The 20,133-nt window shown below is 70.4% G+C and carries 15 protein-coding genes; 1 reads left to right on the top strand and 14 read right to left on the bottom strand.

Annotated elements, in window-relative coordinates; genetic code table 11:
• The first annotated feature begins 222 nt into the window (after positions 1–222).
• Positions 223–3,366: an isoleucine--tRNA ligase gene (gene ileS / locus JGS22_RS18550; RefSeq protein WP_211039737.1), complete on the top strand. Its 3,144-nt coding sequence runs from the start codon at positions 223–225 to the stop codon at positions 3,364–3,366.
• Positions 3,367–3,502: 136 nt separating this feature from the next.
• Here the strand turns inward: ileS and JGS22_RS18545 are convergent, their stop codons facing one another.
• The 14 genes from JGS22_RS18545 to JGS22_RS18480 form a co-directional block, all read right to left on the bottom strand.
• A complete protein-coding gene (locus JGS22_RS18545) occupies positions 3,503–4,627 on the bottom strand; it encodes a DivIVA domain-containing protein (protein WP_211039736.1) in 1,125 nt (374 codons plus the stop codon).
• Positions 4,628–4,676: 49 nt separating this feature from the next.
• Positions 4,677–4,961, bottom strand: coding sequence for a YggT family protein (locus JGS22_RS18540; protein WP_211039735.1), 285 nt, complete (start codon positions 4,959–4,961; stop codon positions 4,677–4,679).
• Between the two features lie 64 nt (positions 4,962–5,025).
• The gene (locus tag JGS22_RS18535; RefSeq protein WP_211039734.1) at positions 5,026–5,646 is read right to left on the bottom strand and encodes a cell division protein SepF; all 621 of its coding nucleotides are present in this window, start codon (positions 5,644–5,646) and stop codon (positions 5,026–5,028) included.
• A 122-nt stretch (positions 5,647–5,768) separates the two neighbouring features.
• Positions 5,769–6,512 carry a YggS family pyridoxal phosphate-dependent enzyme gene (locus JGS22_RS18530; protein ID WP_211039733.1) on the bottom strand — a complete coding sequence of 248 codons (744 nt, stop codon included), beginning with the start codon at positions 6,510–6,512 and terminating at the stop codon, positions 5,769–5,771.
• On the bottom strand, positions 6,509–7,246 hold the full coding sequence (pgeF, locus tag JGS22_RS18525; protein WP_211039732.1) for a peptidoglycan editing factor PgeF: 738 nt from the start codon (positions 7,244–7,246) through the stop codon (positions 6,509–6,511). Before pgeF ends, JGS22_RS18530 begins: the two co-directional genes overlap by 4 nt.
• Positions 7,247–7,271: 25 nt before the next feature.
• On the bottom strand, positions 7,272–8,486 hold the full coding sequence (gene ftsZ, locus JGS22_RS18520) for a cell division protein FtsZ (protein ID WP_211039731.1): 1,215 nt from the start codon (positions 8,484–8,486) through the stop codon (positions 7,272–7,274).
• Between the two features lie 272 nt (positions 8,487–8,758).
• Positions 8,759–9,562, bottom strand: a complete 804-nt coding sequence (locus tag JGS22_RS18515) for a cell division protein FtsQ/DivIB (RefSeq protein WP_211039730.1) — start codon at positions 9,560–9,562, stop codon at positions 8,759–8,761.
• Positions 9,563–9,615: 53 nt separating this feature from the next.
• Positions 9,616–10,710, bottom strand: coding sequence for an undecaprenyldiphospho-muramoylpentapeptide beta-N-acetylglucosaminyltransferase (gene murG, locus JGS22_RS18510; RefSeq protein WP_211039729.1), 1,095 nt, complete (start codon positions 10,708–10,710; stop codon positions 9,616–9,618).
• Between the two features lie 6 nt (positions 10,711–10,716).
• A complete protein-coding gene (ftsW, locus tag JGS22_RS18505; protein WP_372454320.1) occupies positions 10,717–11,982 on the bottom strand; it encodes a putative lipid II flippase FtsW in 1,266 nt (421 codons plus the stop codon).
• A gap of 413 nt (positions 11,983–12,395) precedes the next feature.
• The gene (gene murD / locus JGS22_RS18500) at positions 12,396–13,880 is read right to left on the bottom strand and encodes a UDP-N-acetylmuramoyl-L-alanine--D-glutamate ligase (protein WP_211039727.1); all 1,485 of its coding nucleotides are present in this window, start codon (positions 13,878–13,880) and stop codon (positions 12,396–12,398) included.
• Positions 13,877–14,935 (bottom strand): phospho-N-acetylmuramoyl-pentapeptide-transferase, encoded by a 1,059-nt coding sequence (gene mraY, locus JGS22_RS18495; protein WP_211039726.1) that lies wholly within the window; start codon positions 14,933–14,935, stop codon positions 13,877–13,879. The genes murD and mraY overlap by 4 nt, the downstream gene beginning before the upstream one ends.
• Complete coding sequence (locus tag JGS22_RS18490; RefSeq protein ID WP_211039725.1) at positions 14,932–16,362, bottom strand: UDP-N-acetylmuramoyl-tripeptide--D-alanyl-D-alanine ligase; 1,431 nt, start codon at positions 16,360–16,362, stop codon at positions 14,932–14,934. Before JGS22_RS18490 ends, mraY begins: the two co-directional genes overlap by 4 nt.
• Positions 16,359–18,143, bottom strand: a complete 1,785-nt coding sequence (locus JGS22_RS18485; protein WP_372454279.1) for a UDP-N-acetylmuramoyl-L-alanyl-D-glutamate--2,6-diaminopimelate ligase — start codon at positions 18,141–18,143, stop codon at positions 16,359–16,361. Before JGS22_RS18485 ends, JGS22_RS18490 begins: the two co-directional genes overlap by 4 nt.
• A 49-nt stretch (positions 18,144–18,192) precedes the next feature.
• Positions 18,193–20,133, bottom strand: coding sequence for a peptidoglycan D,D-transpeptidase FtsI family protein (locus JGS22_RS18480; protein ID WP_211039724.1), 1,941 nt, complete (start codon positions 20,131–20,133; stop codon positions 18,193–18,195).

Raw genomic sequence — 20,133 nt, 5'->3', positions numbered from 1 at the left:
CCGGGGACGGTGGAAGCCCGGGGGCAGGCGCGACGTGAAGATCACCCCGGAGCCGCCGGAAGAAAGCTCCACGAGCGAGTAGACCCGGCACGCTGTCCTCAACGAGAGGGCGGTCGGGAGCAGGTCTTCCGCCGCCAAGGAGGGTGGTACCGCGGGACGCGCCGCACGGCGGGCGTCTCGTCCCTCTGACGGAAGTGGTCATGTCCGCCGGAGGAACACCAGATGAGCCCGACTCCGCTGTACCGCCAGGTGCCCGCGCAGGTCAATCTGCCCGAGGTCGAGCACGCCGTGCTGGACTTCTGGCGCGAGCAGAAGATCTTCACCCGCTCCCTCGAGCAGTCCCGGGGCCGCCCCGAGTGGGTGTTCTACGAGGGGCCGCCCACCGCCAACGGCATGCCGGGCGCCCACCACATCGAGGCCCGCGTCTTCAAGGACGTCTTCCCCCGGTTCCGCACGATGCGCGGCTACCACGTCGCCCGCAAGGCCGGCTGGGACTGCCACGGGCTGCCCGTCGAGCTTGCCGTCGAGAAGGAGCTCGGCTTCAACGGCAAGCAGGACATCGAGGCGTTCGGCATCGCCGAGTTCAACGACAAGTGCCGCGAGTCGGTCACCCGGCACACCGACGCCTTCGCCCGGCTCACCGAGCGCATGGGCTACTGGGTCGACCTCGACGACGCCTACCGCACGATGGACCCGCAGTACATCGAGTCCGTCTGGTGGTCCCTCCAGCAGATCTTCGACAAGGGCCTGCTGGTGCAGGACCACCGCGTCGCGCCCTGGTGCCCGCGCTGCGGCACCGGCCTGTCCGACCACGAGTTGGCGCAGGGGTACGAGACGGTGGTCGACCCGTCGGTGTACGTGCGGTTCCCGCTGACCGCCGGCCCGCTCGCCGGCCGCGCCGCCCTGCTGGTCTGGACTACCACCCCCTGGACCCTGGTCTCCAACACCGCGGTCGCCGTCCACCCCGAGGTCACCTACGTCGTCGCCACGGACGGGGAGGAACACCTGGTCGTCGCCGAGCCGCTGCTGGAGAAGGCGCTGGGCGAGGGCTGGGAGGCCACCGGCGAGCGGTTCACCGGCGCCGAGATGGAGCGCTGGACGTACGAGCGCCCCTTCGATCTGGTCGCCATCGAGGACGCGCACTACGTCGTCAACGCCGAATACGTCACCACCGAGGACGGCACCGGACTCGTCCACCAGTCCCCCGCTTTCGGCGAGGACGACCTCAAGGTCTGCCGCTCCTACGGCCTGCCGGTGGTCAACCCGGTCCGGCCGGACGGCACGTTCGAGGCCGAAGTCCCCCTCGTGGGAGGGGAGTTCTTCAAGAAGGCCGACGAGGTCCTGGTCGCCGATCTGGAGTCCCGCGGAAAACTCTTCCGCCACCTCGCGTACGAGCACAGCTACCCGCACTGCTGGCGCTGCCACACCGCGCTGCTCTACTACGCCCAGCCGTCCTGGTACATCCGCACCACGCAGATCAAGGACGCTCTGCTCCGGGAGAACGAACGCACCAACTGGTTCCCCGACTCCGTCAAGCACGGCCGTTTCGGCGACTGGCTCGGCAACAACATCGACTGGGCGCTCTCCCGCAACCGTTACTGGGGCACCCCGCTGCCCATCTGGCGCTGCTCCGAGGACCACCTCACCTGCGTCGGCTCGCTCGCCCAGCTCTCCGAGCTGACCGGCACCGACCAGAGCGGCCTCGACCCGCACCGCCCCCACATCGACGCGGTCACCTTCCCCTGCACCGATGAGGGCTGCACCCTCACCGCCGAGCGGGTGCCGGAGGTCATCGACGCCTGGTACGACTCCGGTTCGGTGCCCTTCGCGCAGTGGGGCTACCCGTACCGCAACAAGGAGGTGTTCGAGCAGCGCTACCCCGCGCAGTTCATCTCCGAGGCGATCGACCAGACCCGCGGGTGGTTCTACACGCTGATGGCCGTCGGCACCCTCGTCTTCGACCGCTCCTCGTACGAGAACGTCGTCTGCCTCGGCCACATCCTCGCCGAGGACGGCCGCAAGATGTCCAAGCACCTGGGCAACACCCTGGAACCGATCCCGCTGATGGAGCGTCACGGTGCGGACGCCGTGCGGTGGTTCATGGCCGCCGGCGGTTCGCCCTGGGCCGCGCGCCGGGTAGGCCACGGCACCATCCAGGAAGTTGTCCGAAAGACACTCCTCACCTACTGGAACACGGTCGCCTTCCAGGCCCTGTACGCCCGTACCTCCCAGTGGGCTCCGAGCGGCGCCGACCCCGCCGAGGCGGACCGGCCGCTGCTCGACCGCTGGTTGCTCAGCGAACTGCACGCACTGGTCGACCTGGTCACCCAGGCCATGGAGAACTACGACACCCAGCGCGCCGGCAAGCTGCTGTCGACCTTCGTCGACGACCTCTCCAACTGGTACGTGCGCCGCTCCCGCCGCCGCTTCTGGCAGGGCGACCCGGCCGCGCTGCGCACCCTGCACGACGTGCTGGAGACGGTCACCCGACTCATGGCGCCGGTGGTCCCGTTCATCTCCGAGCGCGTCTGGCAGGACCTGGTGGTCCCGGTGACGCCCGGCTGTCCGGAGTCGGTGCACCTGGCGCAGTGGCCGGACGCCGACACCGAGGCGATCGACGCGCAGTTGTCCGCCGACATGCTCCTGGTGCGCCGGCTCGTCGAGCTCGGTCGGGCCACCCGCGCCGAGTCGGGAGTGAAGACCCGTCAGCCGCTCTCCCGCGCGCTCGTCGCGGCGCAGGGATTCGAGCTGCTGGCCGACGATCTGCGCGACCAGATCGCCGAGGAGCTGAACGTCAGCCACCTCGCCTCCCTCTCGGAGGTCGGCGGTTCACTCGTCGACACCACGGCGAAGGCCAACTTCCGCGCGCTGGGCCGCCGGTTCGGCAAGGGCACCCAGCCGGTCGCCAAGGCGATCGCCTCGGCCGACGCGGCGAAGCTGTCGGCGGCGCTGCGCGCCGGCACGGCCACGGTCGAGGTCGAGGGCGAGACGGTGGTGCTCTCCCCCGAGGAGGTCATCATCACCGAGACGCCGCGCGAGGGCTGGTCGGTCGCCTCCGACACCGGCGCCACCGTCGCCCTCGATCTGGAGATCACCGCCGAGCTGCGCAGGGCCGGTCTCGCGCGCGATGTGATCCGGCTGGTCCAGGAGGCCCGGAAGAACTCCGGCCTCGAAGTGGCGGACCGGATCGCGCTGCGCTGGCGTTCGGAAGACGCGGAGCTGGTCACCGCACTCACCGATCACGCCGCCCTGATCGCCAACGAGGTCCTCGCCGAGGAGCTCGCCGGGCAGGAGCCGGACGACACGTTCGGCGACGCTTTCGCGGACGAGGCTCTCGGCCTCACCTTCTGGCTGCGCAGGAGCTGAACAACAGTGGGGCCGATCGCATCGGATGCGGTCGGCCCTCCCTGCTCCCGGTCACCCGGGCATGCGGAAGGGGCCGGCCCGAGTGGGCCGGCCCCTTCCTGATATGCCGATCGCGGCCGTCGTCAGACGGCTCCGCTCAGCTGTCGTCCTCGTCGATCAGGAAGCCCCGCATGGGCGACGGAGCCTGCTGCATCGGCTGCGGACCCTGCGGTCGCACCGGAGCCATCGGCTGGGTCATCGCAGGAGACATCTGCTGCTGACCGCCGTAGGTCTGGTTGCCGCCCTGGGTGTGGCTGCCGTGACCGGAGGCCGGGCTGCTGCCCATCGGGCTGTTGCCGCCCATCGACTGGTGACCGCCCATGGTCCCGCCGCCACCGGCCGCGCTCGCTCCGGCAGACGCCATCGAGGGCGATGCCGGCAGCGAAGGGGCCTGCGGCGAACGCGGCGGCGCCAGCGAGTCGTCGGCCTGGCTCTCCAGCTGGCGCAGCTGGCTCTCCAGGTACGACTTCAGCCGGGTGCGGTACTCGCGCTCGAAGCCCCGCAGGTCCTCGACCTTGCGCTCGAGGGTGGCGCGGGCCGACTCCAGCGAGCCCATGGCCACGCGGTGCTTCTCCTGCGCGTCCCGCTCCAGGGCGTCGGCCTTGGCACGGGCGTCCCGCTCCAGACCCTCGGCACGGCTGCGTGCCTCACCGACGATCTTGTTGGCCTCGGAACGGGCCTCGGCGATGGCCTGGTCGGCCGTCTGCTGAGCGAGCGAGAGAACGCGTGCGGCACTGTCGTTGTTCTGACCGCCCCCGCCCATCTGCTGCTGCGGCGGGCCGCCCATCTGCTGCTGCTGCGGCGGGCCACCCATGGGGCCGCCCTGACCCATCGGGCCGGGACCGCCGTGCGGGGGACCCTGCTGGCCACCGGGACCCGCCGGCAACTGCGGCGCACCGCCGGGCAGTTGCGGCGGGCCGCCCATCTGCTGCTGCCCGGGCGGCACCGGCTGCGGTCCGGATATGGCGGCAGGCACAGGTGCGCCCTGCTGCGGGCGATCCTGCGGCTCCTGCTGCTGCTTCCGCATGTTCTGCTGGTTCTGTGCGGCAGCCCGGGTCGCTGCGGCCAGCTTGGCGCGCAGGTCCTCGTTCTCCCGGAGCAGACGGGTCAGCTCTGATTCCACCTCGTCCAGGAAGGCATCGACCTCGTCCTCGTCGTAGCCTTCACGCAGACGGACGGTCGTGAACTGTTTGTTCCGCACGTCCTCGGGGGTCAGCGGCATCTCTTCACCTCAACGTAGGTCATCGGCATATCGGCAAGACCGTACTCGTTCACACGCTCGCCACGATGCTCATTGCGATGTAAACGATGATCATCAGTACGAAGAAGGACAGGTCGAGCGCCACGCCCCCGAAGCGTAGCGGCGGGATGAACCGCCGCAGCAGCTTCAGTGGCGGATCAGTGACAGTGTAGGCGGCCTCCAGTACGACCACCATCGCCTTGCCGGGCTGCCATGAGCGGGCGAACATGAACACGTAGTCCATCACCAGGCGGAAGATCAGCACTCCGAGAAAGCACTGAAGCACAATGAGGATCACCTGTTGTGCTGTGCCCATCTCGTGCTTCCCTCTCCCCTGGTGGAGCCCCGCCCGCTGACCGGGGCTTGTCTGGTGTTGCGTATCAGCTCTGGTTGAAGAACCCGCCTTCTGCGATGCGGGCCTTGTCCTCCGCCGTGACATCGACGTTAGCAGGAGACAGAAGGAAGACCTTCTGCGTCACCCGCTCAATACTTCCGTGCAGGCCGAAGACCAAACCTGCGGCGAAGTCGACAAGTCGCTTCGCGTCAGTATCGTCCATCTCCGTCAGGTTCATGATCACCGGGGTGCCCTCACGGAAGTGTTCCCCGATGGTACGGGCTTCGTTGTACGTCCGGGGGTGCAACGTGGTGATGCGGTACGGCTCCCGCTCGGACACGACCTTGGGCATCATCACCGGCGCACTCTTCTCCAGGCTCGGACGTTCGGGTGTGATGGATGACACGGGTGCGATCCTCGGAACTCGCCCCACATCGCCCACCAAAGCGGGAGATTGCTCACGTTCCCGTTGTGCAGGAGGCTGCACGACCCGGACCGACTCCTCCGGTTCGGGCTCGTGGACGGGTTGGTGCGCCTGTCGTCGCCGATCCCTCTCCGGCTCCGGTTCGGGCTCGAAATCATCGTCGGGGTCGTACCCCCTGCCGTCATACCCATCGTCCTCCACGAGGCCGAGGTAGACCGCCATCTTGCGCATCGCGCCGGCCATGCTCCGCTTCCTCCGCTCTGTGGTGGATCAGCTCCGTCACCAGTGACCCAGAACCCACGTGACCTGTCCGATACAGTCGGAATGACCATATTTTCTGCTGTGGTCCGACTTGCTTGGCGACGTTACCGGAGCGCGGGACGGACTCCGAGCACCGCGCTACCAACGCGTACATGTGTCGCACCGGCGGCCACGGCTTCCTCCAGGTCCGAACTCATCCCGGCCGAAACCATGTTGGCACCGGGGTCCACCGTACGCAGACTCCGTGAGATTTCCATCAGCCTCTCGAACGCCGCTCGCGGGTCACCGGCGTACGGCCCGGACAGGGGTGCGACGGTCATCACTCCGGCGAGTCTGAGGCCGGGCGCCGCGACGACCGCGGCGCCCAACTCCCGGACGTCCGCCGGTGTTGCGCCGCCGCGTCCGCCGCCCTCGCCCGACTCCTTGTCAAGTGCAATCTGGAGCAGGCAGTCCAGATCCCGACCTCTTCGCTGAGCCGCTCCGGAGAGCGCGGCAACCAGGCGCGTTCTGTCCAGCGAGTGGACAACATCGGCGTACTCCGTGACGGAACGGACCTTGTTGGTCTGGAGCTGTCCGACGAAGTGCCAGGTGAGGGGCGCGTCGTGGCACTCGGCCGCCTTGCGCGCAGCCTCCTGGTCACGATTCTCGGCGACGTTGCGAACGCCAAGGTCGGCGAGCAGCCGGACGTCCCGCGCAGGGTGTGTCTTGGTCACCACGACGAGAGTGACCTCGTTCGGATCGCGTCCGGCACCCGCGCAGGCGCGTTCGATCCTGGCCCGCACCGCGGCGAGGTTCTGCGCCAACTCGGCTCTGCGGGCGGCCTCGTCGGGCGTGGAGGGTTCCGTCATCCCCGCTGCTCCAGCCATGTGTAGCTCGCCAGCCGGCCGGTGGTGCGCTCGCGCCGGTAGGAGAAGTGGTCCTGCGACTCGAGTGTGCAGACGGCCGGATCGGTGACGTCGAAGACGCCCGACTCGGCGAGCTGGCCCCGGACTCCCGCCGGTACGTCGATGGCCGGCGTGCCCCAGGAAGTGGTGGCGCGGGAAGCGGGCGCGATGCCTGCCGCCTCCTCGCGCATCTGCTCGGGAACCTCGTAGCACCTGCCGCAGACGGCCGGGCCGAGGCGGGCGGTGATCCGCTCGGGATCCGCGCCCAGTTCGACCATCCGTGCCACCGTCGCGGGCACGACTCCGGCCAGCAGGCCCGGCCGGCCCGCGTGCGCCGCCGCGACCACACCGGCCGCGGGGTCGGCCAGCAGCACCGGGGTGCAGTCGGCGGTGAGTACGGCGAGGACCGTGCCCGGCGTGGCGGTGACAACGCCGTCGACCGGCGGGAGTTCACGGGGCGGCTGCGCACCTTCGACAACTGCCACCTCGTTGCCGTGGACCTGGTTCATCCAGACGACCCGGTCGGCCGCCACGCCCAGGGCCACGGCGGCGCGCTCGCGGTTGGCCGCGACGTCCTCCGGGCTGTCGCCGACCGCGCCACCGAGGTTGAGGGTGCCATAGGGAGCGGCGCTCACCCCGCCCCACCTGTCGGTGAAGGCGAAGTGCGCGCCGCATACTGCTGTGTGAATCGGTATCACGTGTGAAGTTGCCGGTTCCGTGAGGTCACTTGAGGAAGTCCGGGACGTCCAGCTCCTCGGCCTGGCTGTCCTGGTAGGGACGGGCCGAGGGGACCTGGGGGGCGGAGGCGGGCGCCGAGGATTCGCCGACCGGGACCGCCGGAGCGGGCTCGCTGTCCTCCTCGCGGGCGGGCACCGCACCCAGACCGCCGAACGCGGGGCGCTCGGGCTCGGGCTCGGTACGGGCCGGGCTCGCCGGCTCCTCCTTGCCGCTGTAGGCGCCCAGGACCTTCTCGCGGTTCTTCGAGGGCGGCTGCCCGCCGTCGAATCCCGCAGCGATGACAGTGACCCGCACCTCGTCGCCGAGGGCGTCGTCGATGACCGCGCCGAAGATGATGTTCGCCTCGGGGTGCGCCGCCTCGCTGACCAGCTGGGCGGCCTCGTTGATCTCGAACAGGCCGAGGTCCGAGCCACCGGAGATGGACAGCAGCACACCGCGTGCGCCGTCGATGGAGGCTTCCAGCAGCGGGGAACTGATCGCCATCTCGGCGGCTGCCACCGCGCGGTCGTCGCCGCGGGCCGAGCCGATGCCCATGAGCGCCGAACCCGCCTCGGACATCACGGACTTGACGTCGGCGAAGTCCAGGTTGATCAGGCCCGGGGTGGTGATCAGGTCGGTGATGCCCTGGACACCGGAGAGCAGCACCTGGTCCGCCGACTTGAAGGCGTCCAGCACGCTGACCTGGCGGTCCGAGATGGACAGCAGCCGGTCGTTGGGGATGACGATGAGGGTGTCGACCTCGTCGCGGAGCGCCGCGATGCCGTCCTCGGCCTGGTTGGCGCGGCGGCGGCCCTCGAAGGTGAACGGGCGTGTCACCACACCGATCGTCAGCGCACCGAGGGAACGGGCGATGTTGGCCACGACGGGGGCGCCGCCGGTACCGGTGCCGCCTCCCTCGCCCGCCGTCACGAAGACCATGTCGGCACCCTTGAGTACCTCTTCGATCTCCTCGCGGTGGTCCTCGGCGGCCTTGCGGCCGACATCGGGGTTGGCGCCGGCTCCGAGCCCCCGGGTGAGTTCCCTGCCCACGTCCAGCTTGACGTCGGCGTCGCTCATCAACAGGGCTTGCGCATCGGTATTGATCGCGATGAACTCGACGCCCTTGAGACCGACCTCGATCATCCGGTTGATGGCGTTGACGCCACCGCCGCCGATGCCGACGACCTTGATGACTGCGAGGTAGTTCTGCGGTGCTGCCACGTCGAAGGCCTCTCGCCTCGAGTTACGTGTCGCCCCCCACAGTGGTTGTGGGACCGACGACTTATGCCGATGGGCCGGTTCGAAAGCCGACCCCAACCCTGACCCTGAAGTCGAGGGTTAACAGTTGTCGTTCCTTGAAGTCCTAGGAACGGACACTAAGTCGACAAGCGCTGCGCGTTCAACGAACACGCCGAACCTCCCGTTTTTCTTTTCACCCTATGTGATCAGCCGTTGCGGTCGCCAGCCAGGGTGCTGGCCTGCACGTACGTACGTCAACTTCCCGCCGCTGCGGGGGCGCTGGGAACGCTCACGTCGAAGTAGCGCACAGCGCTGTCCTTGTGATGCGCCTTGAGCAGCGCGCGGAGGGTTCTGGCCTTTGCGGCACCGTACTCGCCGCTCCCCCACATCACCACGCGGTTCCCGGTGAGTTCAAGGCTGATCGAGTCGTAGGAGCGGACCCGTACGGTCCGCACGTCGCGGGCGACGAAGCCCGGGAGCGCGTCCGCCACCGCGGCCGCCTCCTGCCGCAGCCGCCGCGGGCCGAAGCGCTTGGCGTCGGCCGACTTCTCCCGGTCCACGACGAGCAGCGGCTTGCCCTTGGGGCGCTTGTCCACTTTCGCGTAGCGCACACCCCCTGCGTCGATCTCGACGTACTCGCCGCCCGCGCGCTTCTGGGCCAGCACCGGGGTGCGCTCCGTCACGTGCAGCCCGATGCCCGAGGGCCAACTGCGGACCACACGCACCGAGTCCACCCGCGGCAGCGCCTCGGTGACGCGACGCTGCGCGGCGGCCTTGTCGACCGAGGCAAGCGGGGTGCCGACCGCGACGGCGGCTGCCTCGCGCACTTCCTCCGCCGTCAGTACGGCAGTCCCGTCCACCGAGACCTTCTCCACCCTCAGCCAGGGCGAGCCGTACAGCGCCCAGACACCGAAGCCCACGAAGGCCACGAACGCCAGCGAGCACGCAACGGTGACCCTCAGTCCGGGCAGACGCAGTCGGCGGCGGGCGGGCGGGGGCGGCGGCGAACCGGACCGTGAGTGCGGCGGATCGTCCGCACGACTGGGTGTGCTGGTCACTTGTCCGGCTGCGCCGCCCACGCTTCCCTGCTTTCTGTGCCGGCGGGTCTGGCTCAGCCCTGCCGACGTGTCGCGATCGCGTCGTACACCATGCCGACCAGCAGCTCGTCGGCGTCCGGACGACCGAACTCGGCGGCGGCGCCCGCCATCTCGTGCAGACGGTGGGGGTTGGTGAGGACCGGCAGCACGTTCTGCTGGATCCACTCCGGCGTCAGTTCGGCGTCGTCGACGAGAAGTCCGCCGCCGGCCTTCACCACCGGCTGTGCGTTGAGCCGCTGTTCACCGTTGCCGATGGGCAGCGGGACGTAGGCCGCGGGAAGGCCGACGGCGGAGAGCTCGGCGACGGTCATCGCGCCCGCGCGGCAGAGCATCATGTCCGCCGCGGCGTACGCGAGGTCCATACGGTCCAGATACGGTACCGGCACATACGGTGGCATTCCGGGCATGTTGTCCGGCTGCGGCAATTCGTTCTTGGGACCGACCGCGTGCAGCACCTGGACACCGGAGCGCTGGAGCGCGGGCGCGATCGTCTCCACGACCTCGTTGAGCCGCCGCGCGCCCTGTGAACCGCCGGTCACCAGCAGGGTCGGCAGATTGGCGTCGAGGCCGAAGGCGGCACGTGCCTCGGCCCTCCGTGCCTCGCGGTCCAGCGTCGCGACCGAGCGGCGCAGCGGAATCCCGATGTACCGGGCGTGGCGAAGCTTGCTGTCCGGCGTGGCGACGGCGACATGCTTGGTGTAGCGCGAGCCGATCTTGTTGGCCAGCCCGGGACGCGCGTTGGCCTCGTGCACCACGATCGGCACGCCCAGCCGCTTGGCGGCGAGGTAGCCGGGCAGCGCCACGTAGCCGCCGAAGCCGACGACACAGTCGGCCTTGGCACGCTCCAGCACCTGCTCCGCGGCCTTGATCGTCCCGCGCAGCCGCCCGGGGACGGTGATCAGCTCGGCCGTCGGCTTGCGGGGCAACGGTACGGCCGGGATCAACTCCAGCTCGTAGCCCCGCTCCGGGACGAGCCTGGTCTCAAGTCCGCGCTCTGTTCCCAGAGCTGTGATGCCCACGGTCGGGTCCTGCCTGCGCAGGGCGTCCGCGAGGGCGAGCGCGGGCTCGATGTGGCCGGCGGTCCCCCCACCGGCGAGTACGACATGCACCGAATTTCACCGCTCTCCGGACGACCGCTCTCTGACGCGTCGTCTCATCGTCTTCACTCTCACCCCGGCCGCCTTACGGCCGACACCAGGCTGCCGCATGGCAAGCGCCGCGCGCGCGGCGGGGTCGCTGCGCGCGAACGCGATCAGCAACCCGACCGCGAACATCGTCGGCAGCAGGGCCGACCCTCCGTAGGAGAACAGCGGCAGGGGGACACCGGCGATGGGCAACAGCCCCAGTACCGCACCGATGTTGATGACGACCTGGGACATGATCCAGGCCGTCACCCCTCCCGCTGCGAACCTGACGAAGGAGTCCTCCGTGCGTCCGGCCACGCGGATACCCGCATAGCCTAGAGCCGCGAACAGGGCGAGTACCGACAGAGTCCCCGCCAGACCCAGTTCCTCACCAGTGATCGCGAAGATGAAGTCCGTGTGCGGCTCGGGCAGTTCACCCCATTTTTCCACACTGGCGCCCAGACCCGAACCGAACCAGCCACCGGAGGCCAGGGCGTAGATCCCGTGCAGCGCCTGCCAGCACTGGTCGCCCGGCCCTGTGTCCGTGGTGCCGAGGCAGGCGATCCGTCGCATCCGGTACGGGGCGGTGAGAATCAGCACCGCCCCCGCCACGCCCGCCGCGCCCAGCACTCCGACGAAGAGCCGCACCGGCGCCCCCGCGATCCACAGCAGGCCGAACAGGATCGCGACCATCACCATCACGGTGCCCATGTCGCCGCCGACCATCACCAGCGCGCAGATCAGCAGCGCGCCGGGGACCAGCGGCACCAGCAGATGCTTCCACTGGTCCAGCAGTCGCTTGTCGCCCTTCCTCGCCAGCAGGTCCGCGCCCCACAGCACCAGCGCGAGCTTGCCGAACTCGCTGGGCTGCAACTGGAACGGACCGCCCAGCTCGATCCAGTTGGTGTTGCCGTTGACCTCGGTGCCCACCCCTGGCACCTGCACCAGCGCAAGCAGCGCCACCGACACCAGCAGCACGGGGTAGGTGAGCGCGCGCAGCAGCCGTACCGGCATCCGCGAGGCGATGAGCAGCAGCACGGTCCCGATCACGGCGGCGAGCAGCTGCTTGCGGAAGTAGAAGGTGGCGGGCAGGTCGTAGCGCAGCGCCTGGATCTGCGAGGCCGAGAAGACCATCACCAGGCCGAGCAGCGTGAGCAGCAGGCTTCCACCCAGGACCAAGTAGTACGCCGTCAGCGGCCGGTCCCAGGCCCGCCGCGCGCGGGACCGCAGCCGGCGGACCGCCTCCGGCGGGCGCAGCCCTCGCCCGCGCCCTGCGGGGCGTCCGGCCGGCGAACGGGGCTTGCGCCGGGGCGCTTTCGACGCGGCCCTGCTCGGCGCGGCCTTGGCCGATGCGGCTTTGGCCGGCGCAGCTTTGACCGGCGCGGCTTTGGCCGATGCGGCTCTGCTCGGCGGGGCTTTGGCCGGACGCGCTTTGGCAACCCCGGCCGGCGTCCTGGACTTCGCCGACGGGGGCGGGTCCGCCGCGGCCGGCCGTTTGCGCGGGGAGCCCTGGGACTCGCGCGGTGCGGACGTGCCGCCGCCGCGCCCCGGCTTACCGGTGGCGCGGCCGGTCGGCGGCCGGAGCCGGTTCTCGGGCGTCATCTGCTGTCCGTCCCCTCCTGGGGCCCGCGGGGGCGACCCCCTGCTGATCGGGGCCCACAGGCAAAGGGCTAACCCTCCACGCCGTCCTGGCTCTCCATCAGCTCCTGAACGGCCGCGGCGAAGGCCTCGCCGCGCTGACCGTAGTTGGTGAACATGTCCATCGACGCACAGGCCGGGGCCAGCAGCACCGTGTCCCCCTGCTTGGCCAGGCGGGTCGCCTCCCGGACCGCCGCCGACATCGCCTCAGTGTCGGTCCGCTCCAGGTCGGTCACCGGCACATCGGGCGCGTGTCGGGAGAGCGCCTCGCGGATCAACTCCCGGTCCTGGCCCAGCGTCACGACACCACGAAGCCGCGGCAGCGCGCCTTCGACCAGCTGGTCGAAGGTCGCGCCCTTGGCGAGACCGCCGGCGATCCAGACCACCGATTCGTACGCGGCCAGGGACGCCTGGGCCGCGTGGGTGTTGGTGGCCTTGGAATCGTTGACGTAGGCGACGCCGTTCACGTCCGCAACATGGGCGATGCGGTGCTCGTCCGGCCTGAAGGCACGCAGTCCGTCGCGCACCGCCTCCGGCGGTACGCCCCAGGCGCGCGCCAGTGCCGCGGCGGCCAGGGCGTTGGCGACGATGTGCGGGGCGACATGGCCGGACGGCGGCGCCAGATCGGCGACCTCGGCCAGCTCCTGGGCCTGCTGCTGCCGGTCCGGAACGAAGGCGCGATCGACCAACAGTCCGTCCACGACGCCGAATTCGGACGGCCCGGGGCTGCCCAGAGTGAAGCCGATCGCACGGCAGCCCTCGACCACGTCCGCATCGCGCACGAGATGCTCGGTCGCCGGGTCCGCACTGTTGTAGACGCAGGCGATCTGGTTGCCCTCGTAAACACGCCCCTTGTCGGCGGCGTAGGCGGCCATGGAACCGTGCCAGTCCAGGTGGTCCGGGGCGAGGTTGAGCACGGCCGCGGAGTGGGTGCGCAGGGAGGGCGCCCAGTGCAGCTGGTAGCTGGAGAGCTCGACGGCGAGCACGTCGTAGGGCTCGTCGGAGAGCACCACGTCGAGGATCGGGGTGCCGATGTTGCCCACGGCAGCCGTGCGGAGCCCGGCGGCGGCGAGCATCTCGGCGAGCATCCGGACCGTGGTGGTCTTGCCGTTGGTGCCGGTGACGGCCAGCCAGCCGGCGGGCTGCGAGTGCTTCAACGCCCGCAGCCGCCAAGCCAGTTCGACGTCCCCCCACACCTCGACGCCGGCCTCGGCCGCCGCCGCGAAGAGAGGGGCGGTCGGCGGCCAGCCGGGTGAGGTGAGGATCAGTCCGGTGCCCTCGGGCAGGGTGTCGCCGTCGCCCAGGCGTACGGAGATCCCCTCGGCCCGCAGCTCCTCGGCGCGGGCCCGGCGGCGCTCGTCGTCCCCGCCGTCGACCACGGTGATCTCCGCGCCCAGAGCGGCCAGGGCACGGGCGGCGCTGATGCCGCTCACCCCGAGGCCTGCGACGACGACGCTGCGGCCCGCGAAGTCCGCGGACGGATCCGTGGGCTGCTCCGTACTCCGGGCGCCCGTCACTTCTGCGCCGCCCAGGCCGCGTAGAAGATGCCGACACCGACGATGGCGCACATGCCCTGGATGATCCAGAACCGGACCACCACCAGCACCTCGCTCCAGCCCTTCAGTTCGAAGTGGTGCTGGAGCGGCGCCATCTTGAACACGCGTTTGCCGGTCAGTCGGAACGAGCCGACCTGGATGACCACCGAGAGCGTGATGAGGACGAAGAGACCGCCGAGGATCGCGAGCAGCAGCTCGGTGCGCGAGAGGATCGCCAGACCCGCCAGCGCGCCGCCCAGCGCGAGTGAACCGGTGTCGCCCATGAAGATCTTGGCGGGAGAGGTGTTCCACCACAGGAAGCCGAAGCAGGCACCCATCAGGGCCGCGGCGACGACCGCGAGATCGAGCGGGTCGCGCACCTCGAAGCAGCTCGGACTGCCGCTGATCGCGCAGGAGTCCTGGTACTGCCAGACACCGATGAAGGTGTACGCGCCGAAGACCATTACCGAGGCGCCGGTCGCCAGGCCGTCCAGACCGTCCGTCAGGTTCACGCCGTTGGACATGGCGAGAATCATGAACAGGGCCCAGATGACGAAGAGCACCGGCCCCAGGTGCCAGCCGAAGTCCTGGGTGAAGGAGAGCCGGTCGGACGCCGGGGCGTTGCCGCGCAGATCCTCGAAGTTGAGCGCGAGGACGGCGAAGGTGATGCCGACGATCAGCTGCCCGAGCATCTTCGCCTTTGCCCGCAGGCCGAGGCTCCGCTGCTTGACGATCTTGATGTAGTCGTCCAGGAAGCCGACCAGGCCCATGCCCGCCATCAGGAAGAGGACCAGCACGCCCGTGATGGACGGCTCGCTGCCCGTGATCAGCTTGGTGAGCACATAGGCGACCAGGGTCGCCGTGATGAAGGCGATACCACCCATGGTGGGGGTACCGCGCTTGCTGTGGTGGTCACGGGGGCCGTCGTCCCGGATGTACTGGCCGTAGCCCTTCTTGGCCAGCAGCTTGATCAGCAGCGGTGTGCCGACCAGCGTCAGGAAGAGTCCGATGACTCCGGAGAAGAGGATCTGCCTCATCGACCGGTGACCTCGCCCTCCGTGTCGGCGAGCAGCGCCTGCGCCACCTGCTCCAGACCTACCGAACGGGAAGCTTTCACCAGTACGACATCCCCCGGGCGCAGTTCACTGCGCAACAGGTCGATCGCCGCCCGTGTGTCGGACACGTGCACCGACTCCTCACCCCACGAACCCTCGTTCTTGGCGCCCATGTCGATCCACGCGGCCTCCCGGCCGCCGACCGCCACAAGCTTGCTGACGTTGAGTCGGACGGCGAGCCGTCCGACCGCGTCGTGCTCCGTGAGCGCGGCGTCACCGAGTTCGGCCATCTCACCGAGCACGGCCCACGTACGCCGTCCGCCGCCCCTCGCTCCCCCGCCCGCGATGGCCGACATCGCCTTGAGCGCTGCCTTCATCGAGTCGGGGTTCGCGTTGTACGCGTCATTGACGACGGTGACGCCGTCGGCGCGTTCGGTGACCTCCATGCGCCACCGGGAAAGCGTGCCCGCGCCGGTGAGCGCCTGGGCGATCCGGTCGGCGGGCATGCCCAGTTCATGGGCGACGGCCGCCGCGGCGAGCGCGTTCGACACGTGGTGCTCACCGTACAGGCGCAGCGTCGTGTCGCTGCACCCGGAGGGTGTGTGAAGCGTGAAAGAGGGGCGCCCGTCGGCCTCCAGCCGTACGTTCTCCGCCCGTACGTCCGCTTCGCTCGATTCGCCGAACAGCACCGTACGGGCCGCGGTGCGCGCGGACATGGCGCGCACCAGGGCGTCGTCGGCGTTCAGCAGTGCGACACCGCCCTCCTCGGCGGACGGCAGGCTCTCCACCAACTCGCCCTTGGCGAGGGCGATTCGGTCGCGTCCGCCGAACTCTCCGATGTGCGCGGTGCCCACGTTCAGCACCAGGCCGATCCGAGGCGGAGTCAGCTCCGCAAGATAGCGGATGTGGCCGACTCCGCGGGCGCCCATCTCCAGTACGAGGTGGCGGGTGTCGGCGTCGGCGCGCAGCGCGGTGAGCGGCAGGCCGATCTCGTTGTTGAGATTGCCGTGCGGGTAGACGGTCGGGCCGAGCTGCTCCAGCAGTTGGGCGATCAGGTCCTTGGTGCTGGTCTTGCCGACCGAGCCCGTCAGACCCACCACCGTCGCGCCGAGGGCGGCGACGGTGTGCCGGGCGAGGGCGCCGAGCGCCGCGGTGACGTCCTCCACCACGATCGCGGGTACGCCCACCGGCCGGGTGGCGAGCACGGCGACCGCACCGGACTTCACCGCGCCCGCGGCGAAGTCGTGCCCGTCCACCCGCTCGCCCTCGAACGCGACGAACAGCGAACCGTCGGCGACCTTCCGGGAGTCGGTGACCACGGGGCCGGTGACCGCCGCGCGCTCATCCGGTATGTCGCTGGGCCTGCCGGAGACGATCCGGGCGACCTCGGCGAGTGTCAGAGGGATCATCGTGTCGGCCGCTCCCGGCTCTCGGAGTCGGCGCCCGCGTCGCCCTCTGTGCCGCCCCGGCTGCCCGCGGCGGCGCGGATGGTCGCGCGCAGCACCTCGCGGTCGTCGAACGGACGGATCACGCCGGCGATGTCCTGGCCCTGCTCGTGGCCCTTGCCGGCCACGACGACCACGTCACCGGGCTCGGCCCGGGCCACCGCGGCCTCGATCGCCGCGGCGCGGTCCTCCTCCAGCAGCACCGTGCCGCGCTCGTAGGACGGCACCTCGGCGGCGCCGCCGAGCATGGTCGCGAGGATCGCCAGCGGGTCCTCCGAGCGCGGGTTGTCCGAGGTCAGCACGGCGGTGTCGGCCAGCCGGGCCAGGGCCGCGCCCATGGCGGGACGTTTGTGCGGGTCGCGGTCGCCACCGCAGCCCAGTACGGCGTGCACCCTGCCGTCGGTCACCTTGCGCAGGGCGCGCAGCACCGACTCCACGGCGTCGGGCTTGTGTGCGTAGTCCACGACGGCGAGGTAGGGCTGGCCCTCGTCGACCCGCTCCAGCCGGCCGGGCACGCCGGGCACCGCGGCGACGCCCTCGGCGGCAGTCTGCAGATCGATGCCGGCGACGACCAGCGCGGTGATCGCAGCGAGCGCGTTGGAGACGTTGAAGGGGCCGGGCAGCGGCGCGGCGGCGCGCACCGACTGGCCCTCCGGCCCGAGCACGGTGAACGCCGAGCCCAGCGGCCCCACTTCCACATCGTCGGCACGCCAGTGGGCGTCCGGGTGGCCCTCGGCGGAGAACGTGATGACCGGCACCTCGGACTCCTGCACCAGTCGCTGGCCCCAGTCGTCGTCGATGTTGACGACGCCGAGCCGGGAGCGCGCCCTGGTGAACAGCTGTGACTTGGCCCGGAAGTAGTCCTCCATGTCCGGGTGGAAGTCCAGGTGCTCGGGGCTGAGGTTGTTGAAGACGGCGACGTCGAACACGCAGCCGTCGACCCGGCCGAGCACCAGCGCGTGGCTGGAAACCTCCATGGCGACCGAGGTGACCGCGCTCTCGCGCATCACCGCGAACAGCGCCTGGAGCTCGGTGGCCTCCGGGGTCGTGCGCTCGGACTTCACCCGGCGGTCGCCCACCCGCGACTCCACCGTGCCGATCAGGCCGGTGAGTTCGCCCTCCTTGGCCGCCGCGCGCAGACCGCCGTCGACGAGGTAGGCGGTGGTCGTCTTGCCCGAGGTGCCGGTGATGCCGATCTGCAACAGATCGCGACCGGGCTCCGCGTAGATCTCGGCAGCGAGCCTGCCCATTCGGCCGCGCGGGTCGGGCACGGTGAGCACCGCAAGCCCCGCGTCCAGGCCGCGCTGTGTTCCGGCCGGGTCGGTGAGCACCGCCACGGCGCCCAGCGAGGCGGCCTGCACGGCGAAGTCGACACCGTGGAACCGGGCGCCGGGCAGCGCCGCGTACACGTCACCGGGGCGGACCGCGCGCGAGTCGTGGGTGATGCCGGTGACCTGGATCTCGCCGCCGTCCTCCGGCTCCGGAGGCTGCCGACCGGCTCTCTCGGCCGGCGGCTGGACCTCGACCCGGAGCGACCGGGCCAGCTCGGTCAGCGGTACGGGTCGCAGTCCCGAGGGACGGACTGCGGGAGCACCTTCCGGTCCGGTGGTGCTGGAATCGCTTGGGGTCTGATCTGCTTGTGGCACGGCGGTGAGATTACCGGGCTCGGGAGCGTCCGAGCCAAGTGAGGGGCGTGAGGGCTGGGCGGAGCCGGAGGGATCCATCGCCTCGGTGATCGTTTCCACGTGCGGTTCTTTCGTCGGTTGCCCTGGAGGATTGCGCTGCCGGGCGGTTTCAGTCGCCCGGGTCGAACGTGGTCGGCAGCCCGGCCGGCTTGGTGCCGGAGGGCGCTGCCTGGAGGGTCTTCAGCGCGAACTTCATGACCTGCTGGTAGACGGGTCCGCAGACCTCGCTGCCGAAGTAGCTGCCGCGCTTGGGGTTCTGCACGGCACAGTAGACAGTCACGCGCGGCGCGTCGGCCGGTGCGAAACCGGCGAAGGACGAGGTGTAACCGCGGTAGCTGCCGGTCTCGGGGTCGACCCGGTTGGAGGTGCCGGTCTTGCCTGCGACGCGGTAGCCCGGGATCTCGGCGACCTTGCCGGTGCCCTCCTCGTCGTGCACGACCGACTCCAGCATCCGCGAGAGCGTACGGGCCGTCTTCTTGCTGACGACGCGCTCGCTGTCGGGCTTGGGCGCCGCGGTGTACCGGCCGTCGGGCCCGCTGGTGCCGCGTACCAGGGTCGGGGTGGTGCGCAGTCCGCCGTTGGCGATCGTGGAGTAGACCGACGCCGCCTGCACGGAGTTGACGGACATGCCCTGGCCGAAGGGGATCGTGTACTGCTGCGAGGCGTTCCAGTCCCCGGGGTCGGCGAGCAGCCCGCGGGTCTCGCCGGGGAAGCCGAGTCCGGTGCGCTGCCCCATGCCGAAGCGGGTGAGGTAGCGGTGCAGCACCTTGTTGGCCTCGCTCTGGTTCTTCCCGAGCCGCTCCGCCGCCAGGATCGTCCCGATGTTGCTCGACTTGGCGAGCACCCCGGTGAGGGTGAGGTGGTACGTGGCGTGGTCGTGGTCGTCGGCGAAGGCACGGTCCGCCCTGGGCAGCCGGTTCGGGACGGTGACCCGGGTCCCGGGCGCCGCCTTTCCCTCCTCCAGCACGGCGGCCATCGTCATCAGCTTCGCGGTGGAACCGGGCTCGTAGACGTCCTGGAGGGCGGGGTTGCCGAGCGCAGCGCCGCTGGCGGTGCTCAGGTCGTTGGGGTCGTAGCCCGGGGAGTTGGCCAGCGCGAGCAGCTCGCCGGTCCTGGTGTCCTGGACGACGACGTAGCCGCGGTCGGCCTTGGACTTCTTGACCTGGTCGGTGATGGCCTGCTGGGCGGCCCACTGGATGTCGCGGTCGAGCGTCAGCTCTATCGACGTGCCGGGGGTCGCCGGCTGCTCGTCCGCGCCCACGGTGGGCACCCTGCGACCGGCGGACTGGGCATAGGTGATCTTCCCGTCCTTGCCCGCGAGCTGCTTGTCGAACTGCGCCTCCAGCCCGCCGCCGCCGGCGCCGTCGCCGGTGACGAACCCGAGGACACCCGCGGCCAGTTCCTTGTTGGGGTAGACGCGCTTGGAGCCCGGCTCCGAGTAGACGCCGGCGAGCGCGTTGTGCCCCTCGTCCTTGCCCTGTTTGTCGGCCAGGGTGCTCTTGAGATCCTGGATCTGCCGCCAGGTCTGCGGGGTCTGCTTGCGGGCCAGCACCACGAAACGCGGCGCGGGGGGATTGGTGAGCTTCTCGCGCAGCTCGGCGCGGTCCTCGCCCAGTATCGGGGCGAGGAGTTCGGCGGCCCGGTCGGGCGCGTCCGGCACCCCCGCCTGCGCCGGTTTGAAGAGGTAGGGGTCCGCGGTGATGTCGTAGGTGTCGACGGTGGTGGCCAGTTCGCGGCCGGTGCGGTCGGTGACGCTGCCGCGCTCCGCGGCGATCGGCGCGGTGATGTAGCGGTTGAGGTTGGCCTGTTGGGCGTAGCTGTTGGCGTCCACCGCCTGCACCTGGAGCAGCCGCAGGACGAAGACCAGCAGGACGAAGGTCAGGCCAACGCTGATGAAGCGCAGCCGCGGCCGGTGGTCGCCCAGCCGCAGCAGGGCCGGACGGTCGCCCCCGCGCCCGGGTCCCGGTCGGCTGCCCGGCCGCGGGCCGGGCCGCGCGGAGCGGGCGGGGCGGGGCACACGGCGTACTCGGCGCGGTTCGTTGGAGCCCAC

It is taken from the genome of Streptomyces tardus (assembly GCF_018101125.2).
In the GTDB taxonomy this organism is placed as follows: Bacteria; Actinomycetota; Actinomycetes; order Streptomycetales; family Streptomycetaceae; genus Streptomyces; species Streptomyces tardus.
This window is presented reverse-complemented; position numbering and strand designations above follow the sequence as displayed.

What these genes read in the sequence shown, in the direction of transcription:
- ileS (WP_211039737.1), top strand. Translation starts at nt 223, where the DNA reads ATGAGCCCGACTCCGCTGTACCGCCAGGTGCCCGCGCAGGTCAATCTG.
- JGS22_RS18545 (WP_211039736.1), bottom strand. Translation starts at nt 4,627, where the DNA reads ATGCCGCTGACCCCCGAGGACGTGCGGAACAAACAGTTCACGACCGTC.
- JGS22_RS18540 (WP_211039735.1), bottom strand. Translation starts at nt 4,961, where the DNA reads ATGGGCACAGCACAACAGGTGATCCTCATTGTGCTTCAGTGCTTTCTC.
- JGS22_RS18535 (WP_211039734.1), bottom strand. Translation starts at nt 5,646, where the DNA reads ATGGCCGGCGCGATGCGCAAGATGGCGGTCTACCTCGGCCTCGTGGAG.
- JGS22_RS18530 (WP_211039733.1), bottom strand. Translation starts at nt 6,512, where the DNA reads ATGACGGAACCCTCCACGCCCGACGAGGCCGCCCGCAGAGCCGAGTTG.
- mraY (WP_211039726.1), bottom strand. Translation starts at nt 14,935, where the DNA reads ATGAGGCAGATCCTCTTCTCCGGAGTCATCGGACTCTTCCTGACGCTG.
- JGS22_RS18490 (WP_211039725.1), bottom strand. Translation starts at nt 16,362, where the DNA reads ATGATCCCTCTGACACTCGCCGAGGTCGCCCGGATCGTCTCCGGCAGG.